We start from the raw sequence: 15,781 nt of genomic DNA, 5'->3' as shown, positions 1-15,781 counted from the left end.
CCCGCTCAGCGCATGTGCTGAATCACCAGTTCGGCACCCAGCATGGCGAGGCCGACGAAGAAGCAGCGGCGGAACACCGGTGCACTGACGCGGCTTCGCACCCACTGCCCGATGAACATGCCTCCCAGCGCCGGTGCCAGCGCCAGCAGCGACACGCCGATGGCCGGGCCGTGGAAGATGCCGTCGCGCGCCAGTCCGGCCGCGAGCGCAATTGTCGAGACGGTGAACGACAGGCCCATCGCCTGCACCAGATCGTCCTTGTCGAGATCCAGCGCCTGAACGAAAGGCACCCCGGGGATCACGAAGACGCCGGTCGCCGCCGTCACAAGGCCCGTCGCCACGCCGACGACGCCGCCTACCGCGCCTTCGCGTCTGGCCGACCAGTGTTTCGGCACGTGCAGACGAACCGCCGCCAGTCCGAGCACGGAGTATGCGAGCAACGCGACGCCCAATGCCATCCCGGCGAGATTGCCGCCGTTCGCCAGCCATCCGCTGCCCGCCCATGTGCCGAGGCAGATGCCCACCAGCATCGGCCACAGCCGTTTCGCCAGCGCGGCAAAACGCGGCCCGGCGAGCAATTGCCAGATGTTGGTCACGAGTGACGGGACGATGAGCATCGCCGCAGCTTCGGCCGTCGGCATGGCCAGTCCGAGCAGGCCGATGGCCACCGTCGGCAGGCCCAGCCCGATCACGCCTTTGACGAAACCCGCGAGCAGGAAGGTAACGAGGCCCAGTGCCAGCAAGGGGAGGAGGTCGGTGAGGTGTTGAATATTCATCATGTCGCCAGTATCTGCGCGGTGCGGCGGGCCGCCAATGCGGCATTCGCGCAGGCGGACTCAGGCGCACGCTGAGGCTGCCGCCGACGGTCCCGCCGAAGCGCTCTCCGAAGGTCGCTCGGAAGCCGAATAGCCCTACTGAAGTGGCGGCCGACGCGGTTTGGCGTTTTCAGTTATGCTCAGGCCAAATTCGCGCCGTGCCGCGCATCGGCGCGTCCCCCGGAATCCAGATTCCGGCGGTCGTGCCGCCGCCGTCGGCACCCCGTAGACCTCCGTATGTCGTTCGACGTCGAACCCCACACCGATCAGGACACCTCGTCATGACGGGTTTCGGCGTCGACAGCCATGCCAAAGCAGTTCGCTTGCCCAGAGGGATGGAAGTTGGAAAACCAGAATCGTCAACACGAACACACCGCCGATGCCGCACTGCTCGACCAGCGTCTGGCGCTCATAATGCAACCCGCCAACCGCGACTTGCTCGGCCAGGGCTTGTCGGGCATCGAACGTGAGACCCTGCGCGTCGAAGGCGACGGCGAACTCGCGCTGACGCCGCACCCGCAGGCGCTCGGCTCGGCCCTGACCAACGACGAAATCACCACCGATTACTCCGAAGCGCTGCTCGAATTCATCACGCCGCCGCAGCACGATGCTGCCGCCGTCATCGCCCGTCTCGACGAAATCCATCAGTTCGCTTATCGCAAGCTCGGCGCGGAATTGCTGTGGAGCGATTCGATGCCGCCTGCCTTGCCGCCGGAAGAGGTGATCCCGATTGCCGACTACGGCACGTCGCACATCGGCATGCTCAAGCATGTCTACCGACGCGGCCTGGCGCTGCGCTACGGCAAGCCGATGCAATGCATCGCCGGTATTCACTACAACTTCTCGCTGGCCGAACCCGTGTGGGCGCTGCTGCGTGAAGCCGAGGGCTCGAAGGACAGCGAACGCGATTATCAGTCGGCGCGCTACGTCGCCCTCATCCGCAATTTCCGTCGCTACAGCTGGCTGCTGATGTACCTGTTCGGTGCGTCGCCGGTGCTGCATGCCGAGTTCCTGCGCGGACGCAATCACGGCCTCGACTCGTTCGACGAAGGCACGCTTGGCTTGCCCTACGCGACCAGCCTGCGCATGAGCGACCTCGGTTATCAGAACAGTGCGCAGTCGGAAGTCTCGCCGTGCTACGACTGCCTGCCGAGCTATATCGACGCGCTCACGCAAGCCGTCAGCCAGCCGCACCCGGCTTACGAGGCGCTGGGCACGAAGCGCGACGGCGAGTGGATTCAGCTCTCGACGAACCTGCTGCAAATCGAAAACGAGTTCTACGCGACGATTCGCCCGAAGCGGGTGACGTACAGCGGCGAGCGTCCGGTGCAGGCGCTCGCGCGCCGTGGGGTGCAATACGTCGAAGTGCGTTGTATCGACATCGACCCGTTCCAGCCGGTCGGTATCGACGTCGACACCGCGCGGTTCATCGACGCCTTCCTGCTGTTCTGCGCGTTTGAGAACAGCCCGTCGTGCTCGAACGCCGAGAACATGGAGAATCGCGATAACTTTGCGCATGTCGTCAAGGAAGGTCGCAAGCCCGGACTTGTCCTGCGTCGCGGTGGCGAAGCGATCACCCTGTTCGATTGGGCCGAAGACCTGCTCGATCGCATCGACCGCACGGCCGCGGCCTTCGATGCGCAACGCGGCGGTGCGCACTACGCGCACTCGATGGCGCTGCAACGCGCGAAGGTGCAGGACGTGACGCTCACGCCTTCCGCCCGCGTGATGGCGGCGCTTGAACCGCTGCGTGGTACGAAGGGCGGCGCGTTTCAGGCGTTCGCGCTGGATCAGAGCAAGCGTCATGCACAGACGTTGCGCGACATGCCGCTCGATCCGGCCGTCGTCGATCACTTCGAGACGCTGGCCCGTAAATCGCTCGACACGCAGGCCGAACTCGAACGCACGCAGGTCGGCGACTTCGATGCTTTCGTCGCCGCCTATCGTGCCGGCACGCTGGGCACCGTGACGGTCTGACGCCGCGCATTGCCTCATGAAAAAGCGCCCCTTGGGGTGCTTTTTTTCATGCCGACATTCGTTGGGTTCCTGCTATCCCAATTAGCCTAGTACACCGAGTTGCCACGCGAAAAACACGGCCAGTCCCGCGCCGATGGTGAGCAACTGATGGCGAGTCGCCGCACAGACGGCGATGGCGACAAGGGCCGCCACGAGTTGTGGATTGCGCCAGGTGAGTTCTAGACCGTTGCCGTGCGGGGCTAACGTCATCGGCACGATGATCGCCGTAAGCACAGTGACGGGGACGAACGACAACGCTTCGCGCAGCCATTCCGGGAACCGCACGCGGTCGCCCAGCACGAAGATGCCCGCCTTGACCGCGAACGTCACCGTCGCCATACCGAGAATCGCCAGGACATAGTTCATTGCACACCTCCCGTCGACGTCGATTGTGCGCCGCCGCGACGCTTCGCATGCAGCGCCAGCATGCCCGCCGCGATGCCGAGCGTCACGGCAACCAGCAGGCCGAGCTTATAGGGCAGCGACTGACAAAGGTATGCCGCCGTGCCCGCGACAATCGTCGCTACGGCCCACGGCATGCGCGCCATCTGCGGCACGATGATCGCGATGAAGGTGGCGACCATCGCGAAGTCGAGACCGAGTGTTTGCAGACGCGGAAACGCAGCGCCGAACAGCAGGCCCGCGAGCGTCCACACTTGCCAGTTCAGGTACATCGACAGCGCAGAGCCGAGGAAGTACCAGTGGCCCATCGGATCGTCGGGGTGGCGGTGGAAGTGGCTGCTCGTCACGGCGAATGTCTCGTCCGTCAGCAGGAATCCCAACAGCGCGCGCCAGCGCAGGTTCAGATGCTTGACGTGTGGGAGCAGATTCGCGGCATACAGCATGTGCCGCAGGTTGACGATGAACGTCGTCGCCCATAGCACGGCGTAGCCTACGCCCGTCGCAAAAAGCCCTGCGGCGATGAACTGGCTCGACCCCGCGAATACGGTGAGCGACATCAGCTGGCCGTGCCAGAGGGCTAGCGGCGTAGTGGCGACCAGCGCGCCGAAGATCAGGCCGAACGGGGCGGCGCCGACGATCATCGGCAACGTGTCGCGGGCACCTGCGGCAAAGCTTGCCGTGCGGGACAGAACCGGCATGGTGAGACGTTCCTGAGGGTTGAGATGTTCAGTCGAAAGGTAAAAGCGCAAAAGGGCATACGACGCCCCGAGCATAACGTTTTGCACCACGCGTCGGCTTGTACGTTCTTGCGCTTGCCGTCGTGTTGAGGGATCGGACGGCCAACGCAAAAACGGCCACCGTTCGGTGGCCGTCATTGGCAAAGGTTAGCGGGTGCCCAAGCGGGCTTAAGGGTGCTTACGGATGCTTGAACATGTCCAGAATCCGGGCTTTTTCGCTGGCGTCCGTGCCGCCCGGCGAGGGCGGTTGCGCGGCTGCCGGCGGCGGGGCGGCAGGCGAGGGCGAGCCGTTACCGAAGAACGGCAGCGAGAAACCGCCGCTGTTGTCGTCGATACCGATGCTCGCGACAAACCCGTTGCCCGGCATCTTGTCCGTCTCGTACAACTCGCCGTTCACTACGCTTACGCCCTCGGGCATCGCCATCTGCTGTTGCGGCACGCCGTTCAGCGCCACGCCCATGTACTTCGTCCACACCGGCAGCGCCAGTTGCGCACCGAATTCGCGGCTACCCAGCGTTTTCGGCTGATCGAAGCCGATCCATGCGACGGCCACGAGCGAGTGCTGATAGCCGGCGAACCAGCCGTCCAGTGCGTCGTTGGTCGTGCCTGTCTTGCCAGCCAGATCGGCGCGCTTGAGCACGTTCGTGCCGGAGCCCGTCCCGCGCTGTGCCACCGTTTGCAGCAGGCTGTTCATGATGTACGCGTTCGGTGCGGAAATCGCCCGGGCGGCGTTCACGCCTGCCACGACCGGCGTCGCCTTGTTCAGCACATTGCCCCGCGCATCGCGAATCTCACTGATGAGGTACGGCGCGACGCGGAAGCCGCCGTTCGCGAACACAGCATAGGCACCGGCGAGTTGCAACGGCGTCGTCTGTCCGGCACCCAACGCCATCGGCAGATACGGCGGCACCTTATCGGCGTCGAAGCCGAAGCGCGTGGCGTAATCCTGCGTGTACTGCGTGCCGGCGAATTGCAGCAGACGAATCGCCACGAGGTTCTTCGAGCGTTGCAGGCCTTCGCGTACGGTCATCGGGCCGCTGAAGGCGTCGTCGTCATGCGGATCCCAGGCTTGACCGCCGGTTTGCGCGGGCGGCAGATTCAGCGGGCCGTCCATCACCATCGTGGCGGGGCTCACGCCCTTCTCGATCGCCGCCGAGTACACGACCGGCTTGAACGTCGAGCCCGGCTGACGCCATGCCTGCGTCGCGCGGTTGAACTTGCTTTGATTGAAGTCGAAGCCGCCGATCAGGGCGCGAATCGCGCCATCGTCAGGCGAGAGCGAGACGAGCGAGCCTTGCACTTCGGGCAGTTGCGAGATGCGCCACTTGCCGCGCGCGTCCTTCATCACGCGGATGATCGAGCCGGGACGAATGCGGATCTTCTCGCTGGCCTTGGCCGAGAGGGCCGACGCCGCGAAACCGATGCCGTCGCCGTTGATCACGGCGGCGTCGCCCGAGAGGGGAACTGCCGTGACTTGCGAGGCGCTTGCGGCCACCACTACGGCGGCCACGAGATCGCCGTTATCCGGGTGTTCGAGCAGTGTGTCTTCGATCAGTTGCTGACGATCGGGCATGGCCGCAGGCAACTCCACGAAACCTTCGGGCCCGCGATAGCTGTGGCGGCGCTCGTAATCGAGCACACCGGCGCGAACAGCTTCATAGGCGGCCTGCTGCTTCTTGGAGTCGAGCGTGGTGATGACGGTCAGGCCGCGCGTGTAGGTGTCGTCCTTGTATTCGTCGTACACCGCCTGACGCACCATTTCCGCCACGTATTCGGCGTGGACGCTGTACTCGTTGCCGGATGTGCGCGTGCGGATCGGCTCATGCAGGGCGTCTTCGTACTGATTGCGCGAGATGTAGCCGAGATCGAGCATGCGCTTGAGGATGTATTCCTGACGAATCTTCGCGCGCTTCGGGTTGACGATCGGGTTGTAGGCAGAAGGTGCCTTGGGCAGACCCGCGAGCATGGCGGCTTCGCCGAGCGTGATGTCCTTGAGGTCCTTGCCGAAATAGATGCGGGCGGCGCTGGCGAAGCCGTACGCGCGCTGACCCAGATAGATCTGGTTCATGTACAGCTCGAGAATCTTGTCCTTAGACAGCGCGGACTCGATCTTGTAGGCGAGCAGCATTTCGTAAATCTTGCGGGTCGCCGTCTTCTCTCGTGAGAGGAAGAAATTGCGCGCGACCTGCATGGTGATCGTGCTTGCGCCCTGTGCCGCGCCGCCGTGCAACACGTCGGAGACACCGGCGCGCAGAATGCCGATGAAGTCGACGCCGCCGTGATCGTAGAAGCGGTAATCCTCGATCGCGAGGACCGCCTTCTTCATCACATCCGGAATCTGGTCGATGGTCACCAGGCTGCGACGTTCTTCGCCGAATTCGCCGATCAGTACGTTATCTGACGTGTAGACCCGCAGCGGCACCTTGGGCCGGTAGTCGGTGATGACGTCGAGCGCGGGCAGGTTGGGGCGCATGACGATCAGCGCATAGCCGACAATCAGGGCCGCGACGACGGCCAACCCTGCCAGCGTGGCAAGGATGACGGCAAGCGTGCCGAATCCACGCTGACCACGCTGACTGTGGGGATGACGGTGGGGCGACGACGAGGCGGCTTGCGACGACTGCGCCTGAGACGTGATGACGGGGGACAAGCGGTGCGCGCGATGCGACGGCGCACGAGGCGGCAAATAATACTTCAAGGACATACCCAACGAAGAATGCAGGATGGGAACAGGCCGGCCGGCCTAGCGCTGCGTGGATCCCCGCCGCGCGGCGAAATCGGAGCAGTATGCCACGCCCGGGGCGACACCCCCAAAAAAGTGGGAGGGCGGCACTGCGTGGCAGACGGCGAAGGGTTAGAGCGACGTCCGCGTGCGGCGTTCGCCCGGCGGCCGATTAAGTGGTCGATTAAGTGGTCGATTAAGCGACCAACCAAGCGGCCAACCAAGCGGCCAACCAAGCGGCCAACTAAGCGACATGACGCACGCTCAGCGGCGCGCTTCGGTCGCCATGCGCAGCGCCAGCGCGCCGAGCATACCGCCCATAAGCCAGCGCTGGATGCGCAGCCACGCGGGGCGTTGACCGAGGAAACGCGAGATGGAACCCGCCGACAGGGCGACGGAGGCGTTCACCGCCACGCTCACCACGATCTGCGTGAGGCCCAGCACCAGCGACTGCGTCAGTACGCTGCCGTGCTCGGGATGCACGAACTGCGGCAGCAAGGCCAGATACAGCATCGCAATCTTCGGGTTGAGCACAGACGTGAACAGGCCCATGGTGAACAGACGCCGGTTGCTGTCTTTGGGCAGTGCCGTCACTTCGAACGGCGAACGGCCGCCCGGCTTGAGCGCTTGCCAGCACAGCCACAGCAGGTAGAGCGCACCGCTGAAGCGCAGCACGTCGTACGCATACGGTACGGCGAAGAGCAGCGCTGTGATACCGAAGGCGGCGCACAACATGTAGACGACGAAGCCAACCGCCACGCCGCCGAGCGACACGAGGCCAGCCGCCGGTCCCTGGCACAGCGAGCGCGAAATCAGATACATCATGTTCGGCCCCGGCGTCAGGGCCATGCCGATGGCGACCAGCGCGAAGGCCAGCCAGGTGGAGAGTGCGGGCATGGTTGTGGTGGCTGGAACGTCGATGCGTCCGCGCCGTATCTTAAGAGCAAGTCGCAAGATACCACGCACTCGGCGGGCATGCCGGTTGTCTGAACCGTGCAGTCACATCGGGCCAAAATTCCGCTGAATTTCCTGAGAAATCAGCCCAGCCGTTTGAGAAAGACGGTCATTTCCTTCTCGGCCTGACGATCGCCGTGGGCTTGCGCGGCGGTAATGCCGTGCGTCCACGCGTCGCGCGCGCCGTCGATGTCACCCGCGCCCTGACGCGCTTTACCCAGCAGCTTCCACGCCGCGGTGTACTTGGGATCGAACGCGACGCAGTGGGTCAGATGATCGGCCGCGACGGCGAAGTTCTGCGCATCGAGATAGGCTTTGCCAAGGCCGAAGCGCAGTAGCGCGTTGTCTTTGCCTGCAGCCAACAGTTTCTCAAGTCCTTCAATCATGATTAGAATATATCGTCGGTATATATAAAAAACGTAATAAGATCGCGCTGACTCCCTCAGTCACCCGCAGCATTCTGCCGTCCTTCCGTGCTTATCCGATATTCCCTCGTTTCGATCCACAAGACGTCGCGAGCGCCGAATGCCGGACGCCAGTCCTTTGATATCGATCAATCCGACGCCGACCGATACCTTGGCGCACGGGCACGTAAACCCGCAGGATGCTCAAGTCTGGCGTGAGGCACGCCGATGTGACAAGTATGACTGGCCCAAAAGAGGCCAGACAGGGGTGAGCTACCCATCACGTAAGACGGAGACGACAGCATGTTTCGGAGCTTTTCGATCAAGGCGCGCCTGGGCATCACCATGGCGCTGTTGGCTGTTTTGTTGATTCTGTTGGGCGCATTGGGCATTGCCGGCATGACACGCACCGGCGATGCGCTTCGCGAGACGTACGCCAATCACCTCGCCGCCACGGTGGCGCTCGGTAAAGACAACGCCACACTCGCCCGCACCCGCGCGATTCTCGACCGCGTGGTCCTGCATCCCGAATCGCCCGACGCCGACAAGGTGGCGGCGCGCGCGCGCAGCATGATCAAGGACGCGAACGCCGCGTGGGTGGCCTATCAGGCACTGCCGCATGGTGCTGAGGAGCAGCGTCTGGCGAACGATGTCGCGACGCGTCGCGCAACGTTCTTCGACCAGGGCATGGACCCGATGCTGGCCGCCATCGATGCGCGCGACCGCACGGCGATGGACGACATCACGATGAACGTGCTGCCCAAGCATTACGCATCGCTCACCGCCGCGAGCGATGCGTTGGCGGCTTACAAGCTGAAACTCGGGCAAGACACGTACGAAGCCTCGATGGCGGAGCTGACGGCGTTCCGCTGGCTGAGTATCGGCGCGACGGTGCTGGGCGTGCTCATGGCCATCGCCTGCTATTTCTCGCTGCGTGGCGCGATCATGCGGCCGCTGGGCGAAGCCCTTACGCACTTCGAAAATATCTCGGCAGGGCAGCTCGACAATCCGGTGCAGGTGCGCGGCAAGGACGAAATGTCGATGCTCATGCGCGGGCTGGAGACGATGCAGTCGCGTCTGGCGGGTACGATCCGCGGCGTGCGCCACAGTTGTGATGCGATGGCGACGGCCACGGCCGAGATCTCGGCGGGGAATACCGATCTGTCCGCACGCACCGAGCAACAGGCGGCCTCGCTGGAGGAAACGGCATCGTCGATGGAGCAACTGACGGCAACCGTCAAACAGAACGCCGATAACGCGCGTCAGGCGAGCCAACTGGCGGTGAACGCGTCGGACATCGCTGCGCGCGGCGGGCAGGTTGTCGCACGCGTGGTCGATACGATGCAGGGCATCTCGGCGAGTTCGTCTCAGGTCGTGGACATCATCGGGGTCATCGATGGCATCGCGTTCCAGACCAACATCCTCGCGCTCAATGCGGCGGTGGAAGCGGCGCGCGCGGGTGAGCAAGGACGCGGCTTCGCAGTGGTCGCTGGCGAGGTGCGCACACTGGCTCAGCGAAGTGCCACGGCAGCACGCGAGATCAAGGGGTTGATCGAGGCGTCGGTGCAAAAGGTGTCGGACGGCTCGACGCTGGTGACGGAAGCCGGTCGCACGATGGACGAGATCCTGCAAGCAGTGCAACGCGTGACCGACATCATGGGTGAGATTTCGGCGGCGTCGGACGAGCAGAGCGGTGGCATCGAGCAGGTGAATCAGGCCGTCACGCAGATGGACACCGTCACGCAGCAGAACGCGGCGCTGGTGGAGCAGGCGGCTGCGGCGGCTGCATCGCTGGAGGATCAGACGAACGCGCTGCGCGAGGAGATGGCGCGTTTCCGGCTGGGCGACGAAGGTGTTGCGTCGGCGGGTGCGCGGCGTGTTGCGCTACATGCCGTGGAGGACACGCGGCTCTCGCTGGCAGCGTGATCGCGGTCTGACGGACGACTGCCGAGACTGTGCATGACGGGCGTGCGATGGGCGTGTGATGGGTGTGTTCGTGGCGGTGATGCGCCGAACCGGGTAACATTGCCCATCTTTTGCTCAGTTGAGGGTGTCGAAGTATGAAGCGAGTGGCGCTGATGGGGACGATGGCCGTGCTGGCGGGCCTGATGGCAGGCTGTGGCCCGATCAACCAGATGAGCCGGCCCGATCCGGCGACGGGTCGACTGATCGACCAAGGAACCAGTGCCGATCGTTTCATGGTGCTCAACTGCATCTATCACGGCTGGAGCGAGCTGTCCCAGAACGTCGATTCGACTTCGTATGCTCGTCAGGGAGCGGATCGCGTGCGCGTGTATCGCGGTCACGACAAGGACAACAACGCGATCTACAACCCGTACGTCGACATTCTGCAAGGTGGTTTCGGTGCGCGCATTGAGTACTTCGAAACCCCGGGCAGCAACCTGCCGCGCGATTTCGAGAACACCGTCAAGCGTTGCATGGTGCCGTACGCAGGCAGCAACGACTGACAGCAGTCGAATCGGCAAGAACAAAAGCCCTGGCGCGAAAGTGCCGGGGCTTTTTTGTTGGCGCGCTGCTGTGGTTAGCGCCGGGCGTTACGGTGTTCCCGTCAGATTGTGTGCGACTGGTAGGTATTTGGTTAGCACCGCAAGCATCGTCGCCGCTTCATTCTTTGAAACCGGCGGGAAAGGGGATTCGTACGACGTCCCGTTACGGCGCTCGTGCGCCTTCGTGATGAAGGAAAATTCCTGCGAGGTCACGCCGAGCGATGTCGAAACGCGCTGGATCGCTAAATTGCGGCCTGCTTCCTTTGTGCGAACCCGATAGAACTCGAGCACCGCTTGGACGACCCGGAAATATCCTTCGTAAGCCAAAGTAAACAACTGCATCGGACGCGAACCGCGTAACTCGTCGGCGGTGATTTTGTAGTCGGCCGCGTTGCTCAGGTATCTGGCGACTGCGCCGAGGGTGGGCGTGACGGCTTCGAAGGCGCGTCTTTCGATGAGGTTGTCGTACTCGACTGGGCGTGGCATTACAGAATCCTGAGCGTGGGGCTCTCGGCAATTTGGGCCATGACGGGGTCGGACTCTATCAGGTCATCCCACTCGGAAGATTCATAAAGTGAGAAGTGGATGGGGCGCATCAAGCGCTGTTCTGCTTCATGTATGGCCTCAGAGAGTTCGAGTAGCTGAACGTCCCCAATCACAATCAAATCAACGTCGCTACGACTGTTATCTGTCCCTTTTGCGACCGATCCGAAAACGAACGCCGCCATGATTCGATCGGCATACGGAGACAAGGCGTTTTTCAGAGGTTCCACAATACCAAAGGACTTGCGCGCGATGCCCACAAGCTCGGGGTAAAGCGCGAATTCGGTGTTGGCGCGGATGCTCCGCTGACGGCCACGTCGCTCGTCTTCCCTGAGTACGCCAGCGCTAACTAGACGGTCGACCTGTTTCTGTGCGCTACCCCGACCGCTGTCCGCTAGACGAAGTAGATCCTGAAGCGTGAAGCTTCGCTCGGGGTGCAGGAGTGTTGCGCCAAGTACGCGTTGTAGACCGGGGGTAAACAGAAAGTCGGCGAGGCTCATGAGTAATCCTCAAAGTAGGGATTGTTGTCCCTATTATAAGGATTTGATGAAAATCCTCAATATAGGGACTGTCATCCCTAATTTAAGGATTCACGATTCGCTGCGCGCCTGACCGTGGAAATCTTCCCGGGCCTCCACGACTGCCGGGACGACGCCGTGGCGCACGAGGAAGTCGCCGAAGGGCTCGCTGGGCGCGCGGTCTTGCGCATATCGCTGGAAAAGCGGCGTCAATTCGGCAACGACCTGGTCTTCGCTTACCGACTCTTTGTACAACTTGTTCAGACGCTGGCCGTGAAAGCCCGCGCCGAGATACAGGTTGTACTTGCCCGCCGATTTGCCGACCAGACCGATCTCCGCGATGTACGGCCGTGCGCATCCGTTCGGGCAGCCCGTCATGCGAATCGTGATCGGTTCACCCGAAAGCCCGGCGTCGTCTAGTACCTTCTCCAGGCGCGTCACCAGACCGGGCAGGGCGCGCTCGCTCTCGGCCAGCGCCAGACCACACGTCGGAAAGCCGACGCAGGCCATCGAATTGATTCGCAATGCGCTCTGGTGTTTGCCGTCGAGCAGACCGTACTCCCGGACCAACGCTTCGATCTGCGGTTTCCTGGCTTCGCTCACTCGCCCCACGATCAGATTCTGATTGCCCGTGATGCGGATGTCGCCGTCATGCACTTTCGCAATCTCGCGCAACCCCGTCATCAGCCGATAGTCGTCCCAATCCTTCACGCGGCCGTTCTGGACGAAAAGCGTGAGGTGCCACAAATCGTCCGCGCCTTTGAGCCAGCCGTACTGATCGCCGTTGGTCGTAAAGTGGAACGGTCGCGCGTTGTCCAGACGCCAGCCGAGATACCGATGGAGTTCTTCTCTGAACCACTCCACGCCACGGTCGTCGATGGTGTATTTGAGACGCGCGTGCTTGCGATTTGTCCGGTCGCCGAAGTCGCGCTGCACGAGCAGCACCTTCTCGGCGACCTCGACGATGCGCTCGGCGGGGATGTAGCCGATCACCGTGCCCGTGCGCGGATACGTGGCCGCGTCGCCATGCGTCATGCCCATGCCGCCGCCGACCGCAACGTTGAAGCCTTCGAGCTTGCCATCGTCGCCCACGATAGCGATGAAGCCGAGATCGTTGGCGTACAGGTCGACATCGTTATTCGGCGGAATCGCAATGGCGATCTTGAACTTGCGCGGCAGATAGTGCTTGCCGTAAATCGGTTCGTGATCCTCCTTGCCAGCGCCAAGGCGCTTGTCGCCCAGCCAGATTTCGCGATAGGCGGTCGTTTGCGGCAGCAGATGCTGGTCGATCTTCAGGCACCAGTCCAGCGCTTCGGCGTGCGCGGGCGAGAGGTGCGGGTTATTCGACACCAACGTGTTGCGGTTGACGTCGCCGCATGCCGCGATGCTCGTCATCGCCACTTCGTCGATGCCTCGAATGAGCGGGCGCAACTGATGTTTGAGGACGTTGTGATACTGCACCGTCTGGCGCGTGGTGAGCCGGATCGTGTTGCCGCCGTACCTCTGCGCGAGATCGTCGAGTTTGAGCCACTGCGCGGGTGTGCACACGCCGCCCGGCATGCGCAGACGGATCATGAACTGATACGCAGGCTCCAGTTTCTGCTTTTGCCGTTCCGTGCGCAGGTCGCGGTCGTCCTGCATGTAGGAGCCGTGGAATTTCAACAACTGGGCGTCTTTCTCGAAGATGGCGCCCGTGAGCGGATCGGCCAGCCCCTCGGCAATCGTGCCGCGCAGATACTGACTGACGTCCTTGATCTTCTCGACTTCAGACCGGGCTGCCCCGGCTGGGTTGGCTTGTGTCATGTGAGGGGCCTGTCCTGCGTCAGTAGACGTCGCGCTGATAGCGTTTCTCGCGCTGCAACGTCTTCACGTATTCGGTGGCGACCTCTTGCGACACGCCGCCTTGTTCCTCGATGACGTCGATGAGTGCCGTGTGGACGTCGCGCGCCATGTGCGCCGCGTCGCCGCAGACGTACAGGAAAGCGCCTTCCTGGAGCCATTCGTACACCGCTTTGCCTTGCTCGCGCAGGCGGTGCTGCACGTACACCTTGTCTTCGGTGTCGCGCGAGAAGGCGAGATCGATCTTCGTGAGCGCGCCGTCTTTCACATAACGCTGCCACTCGCGCTGATAGAGGAAGTCCGTGCGGAAATTGCGGTCGCCGAAGAAGAGCCAGTTCTTCCCCGGCGCATCGAGCGCCTGACGCTCTTCCACAAACGCCCGGAACGGCGCAATTCCGGTGCCCGGCCCGATCATGATGACCGGCGCGTGCGCGTCCTGCGGTAGCTTGAAGTTGCGATTGGCTTCGATGTAGACGGGCACCGACGCACCCGCACGGGCAATGTCTGCGAGATAGGTCGACGCCACCCCGCGACGCGTGCGTCCGTGACTGTCGTAGCGCACCGCGCCGACGGTGATGTGGACCGCCTCAGGGTTGGCGGCCAGACTCGACGCGATCGAGTACAGCCGCGGCTGAAGTGTCCGTAGTGTGCCGACGAATTCGGCGGCCTTGAGCTTGCGCGCAGGGAACTGCCGAACGACGTCGAGCACGTCGCGCCCAACGAGATAGTCGCGTAACGCCGTCTCGTTGCCCGCCGAGAGCAGTGACCTGAGTTCGGTCGACTCGGCGAGGGCGGCGTACTTTTCGAGGAACGCGCGCGAGAGCGTGGTGATGTCGTAGGCGCTCAGGAACGCGTCGCGCAGACTGAGGGTGCTGTCGTGCGTGGTGGTTGTGGCCTGCGGGTCGAGCGCGAGGGTGTCGATCAGTTCGTCGACCAATCGGGCGTCGTTTTTCACCACGACGCCCAGCGCGTCGCCGGGTTCGTACGTCAGCCCCGAGCCTTCCAGCGAGAGCTCGAGGTGATGGACTTCTTTGGAGGAGCCACGCCCCGACAGGGTGATGTTCTCCAGGACGGGGGCGTCGAACGGGTGCTTTCGGCTGTATTGCGGCTCGGCCTTTGCCGCCGTGCCGATGCCGCCCGCCAGCGCGGCGAGCGTGAAGCTGTCCAATAGACTAACGGCGTTACCTGCGGCCGATGCCTCTGCCGTTGATCCGGCGACCTGAGTTGATGCCTGCTCAAGTGGTTTGAGCGCTTCGATGGCCTCGTCGATCCAACGCTCGGCCTGCGTGTCGTAGTCGACATCGCTGTCCACACGGGCCAACAGACGCTCGGCGCCCAACGCAGCCAGCCGGGTATCGAAGTCCTTGCCGGCCTGGCAGAACTTCTCGTAGCTGGAGTCGCCCAGCCCCAGCACGGCAAAGCGCGTGCCGTCGAGCTGAGGGGCTTTGTCGCTGTGCAGGAAATCGTAGAAGTCGCGGGCGTCGTCCGGCGGTTCGCCTTCGCCCTGCGTCGACACCGCGACGAGGAGCAACTTGTCGTGCTTCAGCCGCGACGCCTTGTAATCCCCCATCGCAAACAGATCGACCTTGAACCCGGCGGCCACCGCACGTGCCTTCGCGCGTTCGGCGACTTCCTGCGCGTGGCCTGTCTGGGAGCCATAGAGAATCATGAGTTGCGGTGCGCTGGCATTCGCTGTCGATGCAACCGTCGCCGGATGCCCCGTCTGACGCACAGACTGATTGATCCCGGCGAGAAATCCACGTACCCAGGCCATCTGCTCGGCGGAAAGGCCATCGACCAGTTGGCTGAGCAACTGGACTTGCGCAACGGTAAGCGGTGAGGTCTCTTGCATGTCGGTGCTGACTCCAGAGGATACTCACCACCATATGTTTTGCGCCTTAGAAATTAAAATAATAAAAATTAATTTTTATATATCCAATTTCCATATCGTCATATAGGGACGGGGAAATATCCGACATAGGGTGAGTAATCGAAGTACGCGTGATGACGGCATGTTCGCGGTCAATTCGGGGGGAGGTGCTGCGAAATCAGGGTCGGATGCGCGCAGGATCGTGACGATGCGAACGCGTGTTCGACAGCGCGGACAAGGAAGAACGACAGGGGCAGGGACCCATGCGACGGGCACCCCGCAAGTCCCCGTGAGACGGCTTTCCGGGGCGGTGAGTGCTGGGAAAACGTGCTATGCTCCTCGCCGTGATTGATCAGGTCCTTCCAAGCACCACTTGATTCTCGCAATCCGCTAATCGGTCAGGCCGTGTCGCGGAAGGTTTCTAGTAACCCGCTATTTCTCGAGACACTCGTGA

General features: G+C 62.8%; 13 protein-coding genes. 3 read left to right on the top strand and 10 right to left on the bottom strand.

The window, feature by feature from the left end:
* Nucleotides 1-5 precede the first annotated feature (5 nt).
* Complete coding sequence (locus PAQ31011_RS03795; RefSeq protein WP_150574525.1) at nt 6-779, bottom strand: sulfite exporter TauE/SafE family protein; 774 nt, start codon at nt 777-779, stop codon at nt 6-8.
* Nucleotides 780-1,121: 342 nt separating this feature from the next.
* Here PAQ31011_RS03795 and gshA point away from each other — a divergent pair, with 342 nt between their 5' ends.
* A complete protein-coding gene (gene gshA, locus PAQ31011_RS03790; protein ID WP_281349964.1) occupies nt 1,122-2,792 on the top strand; it encodes a glutamate--cysteine ligase in 1,671 nt (556 codons plus the stop codon).
* A gap of 81 nt (nt 2,793-2,873) precedes the next feature.
* Here the strand turns inward: gshA and PAQ31011_RS03785 are convergent, their stop codons facing one another.
* The 5 genes from PAQ31011_RS03785 to PAQ31011_RS03765 all read right to left on the bottom strand — a co-directional run bounded on the left by PAQ31011_RS03785 (nt 2,874) and on the right by PAQ31011_RS03765 (nt 8,032).
* A complete protein-coding gene (locus tag PAQ31011_RS03785; RefSeq protein WP_046292276.1) occupies nt 2,874-3,197 on the bottom strand; it encodes an AzlD domain-containing protein in 324 nt (107 codons plus the stop codon).
* The gene (locus PAQ31011_RS03780) at nt 3,194-3,931 is read right to left on the bottom strand and encodes an AzlC family ABC transporter permease (RefSeq protein WP_150574524.1); all 738 of its coding nucleotides are present in this window, start codon (nt 3,929-3,931) and stop codon (nt 3,194-3,196) included. The genes PAQ31011_RS03785 and PAQ31011_RS03780 overlap by 4 nt, the downstream gene beginning before the upstream one ends.
* 217 nt (nt 3,932-4,148) lie before the next feature.
* Nucleotides 4,149-6,608 (bottom strand): penicillin-binding protein 1A, encoded by a 2,460-nt coding sequence (locus tag PAQ31011_RS03775; RefSeq protein WP_484549341.1) that lies wholly within the window; start codon nt 6,606-6,608, stop codon nt 4,149-4,151.
* Between the two features lie 348 nt (nt 6,609-6,956).
* The gene (locus PAQ31011_RS03770) at nt 6,957-7,589 is read right to left on the bottom strand and encodes a LysE family translocator (protein ID WP_150574523.1); all 633 of its coding nucleotides are present in this window, start codon (nt 7,587-7,589) and stop codon (nt 6,957-6,959) included.
* A gap of 140 nt (nt 7,590-7,729) precedes the next feature.
* The gene (locus PAQ31011_RS03765; protein WP_150574522.1) at nt 7,730-8,032 is read right to left on the bottom strand and encodes a hypothetical protein; all 303 of its coding nucleotides are present in this window, start codon (nt 8,030-8,032) and stop codon (nt 7,730-7,732) included.
* A 321-nt stretch (nt 8,033-8,353) separates the two neighbouring features.
* Between PAQ31011_RS03765 and PAQ31011_RS26865 the strand changes: the two genes are divergently transcribed.
* Nucleotides 8,354-9,976 (top strand): methyl-accepting chemotaxis protein, encoded by a 1,623-nt coding sequence (locus tag PAQ31011_RS26865; protein WP_150574521.1) that lies wholly within the window; start codon nt 8,354-8,356, stop codon nt 9,974-9,976.
* Nucleotides 9,977-10,110: 134 nt separating this feature from the next.
* Nucleotides 10,111-10,518: a hypothetical protein gene (locus PAQ31011_RS03755; protein ID WP_150574520.1), complete on the top strand. Its 408-nt coding sequence runs from the start codon at nt 10,111-10,113 to the stop codon at nt 10,516-10,518.
* Between the two features lie 87 nt (nt 10,519-10,605).
* On the opposite strand, the gene PAQ31011_RS03750 is transcribed toward PAQ31011_RS03755, so the two are convergent.
* The 4 genes from PAQ31011_RS03750 to PAQ31011_RS03735 form a co-directional block, all read right to left on the bottom strand.
* On the bottom strand, nt 10,606-11,043 hold the full coding sequence (locus tag PAQ31011_RS03750; protein ID WP_150574519.1) for a hypothetical protein: 438 nt from the start codon (nt 11,041-11,043) through the stop codon (nt 10,606-10,608).
* Nucleotides 11,043-11,600, bottom strand: coding sequence for a nucleotidyltransferase domain-containing protein (locus PAQ31011_RS03745; protein ID WP_150574518.1), 558 nt, complete (start codon nt 11,598-11,600; stop codon nt 11,043-11,045). The genes PAQ31011_RS03750 and PAQ31011_RS03745 overlap by 1 nt, the downstream gene beginning before the upstream one ends.
* A gap of 90 nt (nt 11,601-11,690) precedes the next feature.
* Nucleotides 11,691-13,421 (bottom strand): NADPH-dependent assimilatory sulfite reductase hemoprotein subunit, encoded by a 1,731-nt coding sequence (locus tag PAQ31011_RS03740; RefSeq protein WP_150574517.1) that lies wholly within the window; start codon nt 13,419-13,421, stop codon nt 11,691-11,693.
* 19 nt (nt 13,422-13,440) lie between these two features.
* On the bottom strand, nt 13,441-15,309 hold the full coding sequence (locus PAQ31011_RS03735) for an assimilatory sulfite reductase (NADPH) flavoprotein subunit (RefSeq protein WP_150574516.1): 1,869 nt from the start codon (nt 15,307-15,309) through the stop codon (nt 13,441-13,443).
* Nucleotides 15,310-15,781 lie beyond the last annotated feature (472 nt).

Origin of the sequence: Pandoraea aquatica (assembly GCF_902459565.1) — a bacterium.
Taxonomy (GTDB): domain Bacteria; phylum Pseudomonadota; class Gammaproteobacteria; order Burkholderiales; family Burkholderiaceae; genus Pandoraea; species Pandoraea aquatica.
Note: the sequence above shows the minus strand (reverse complement) of the source record. Positions and strands in the feature narration are given on the sequence as shown.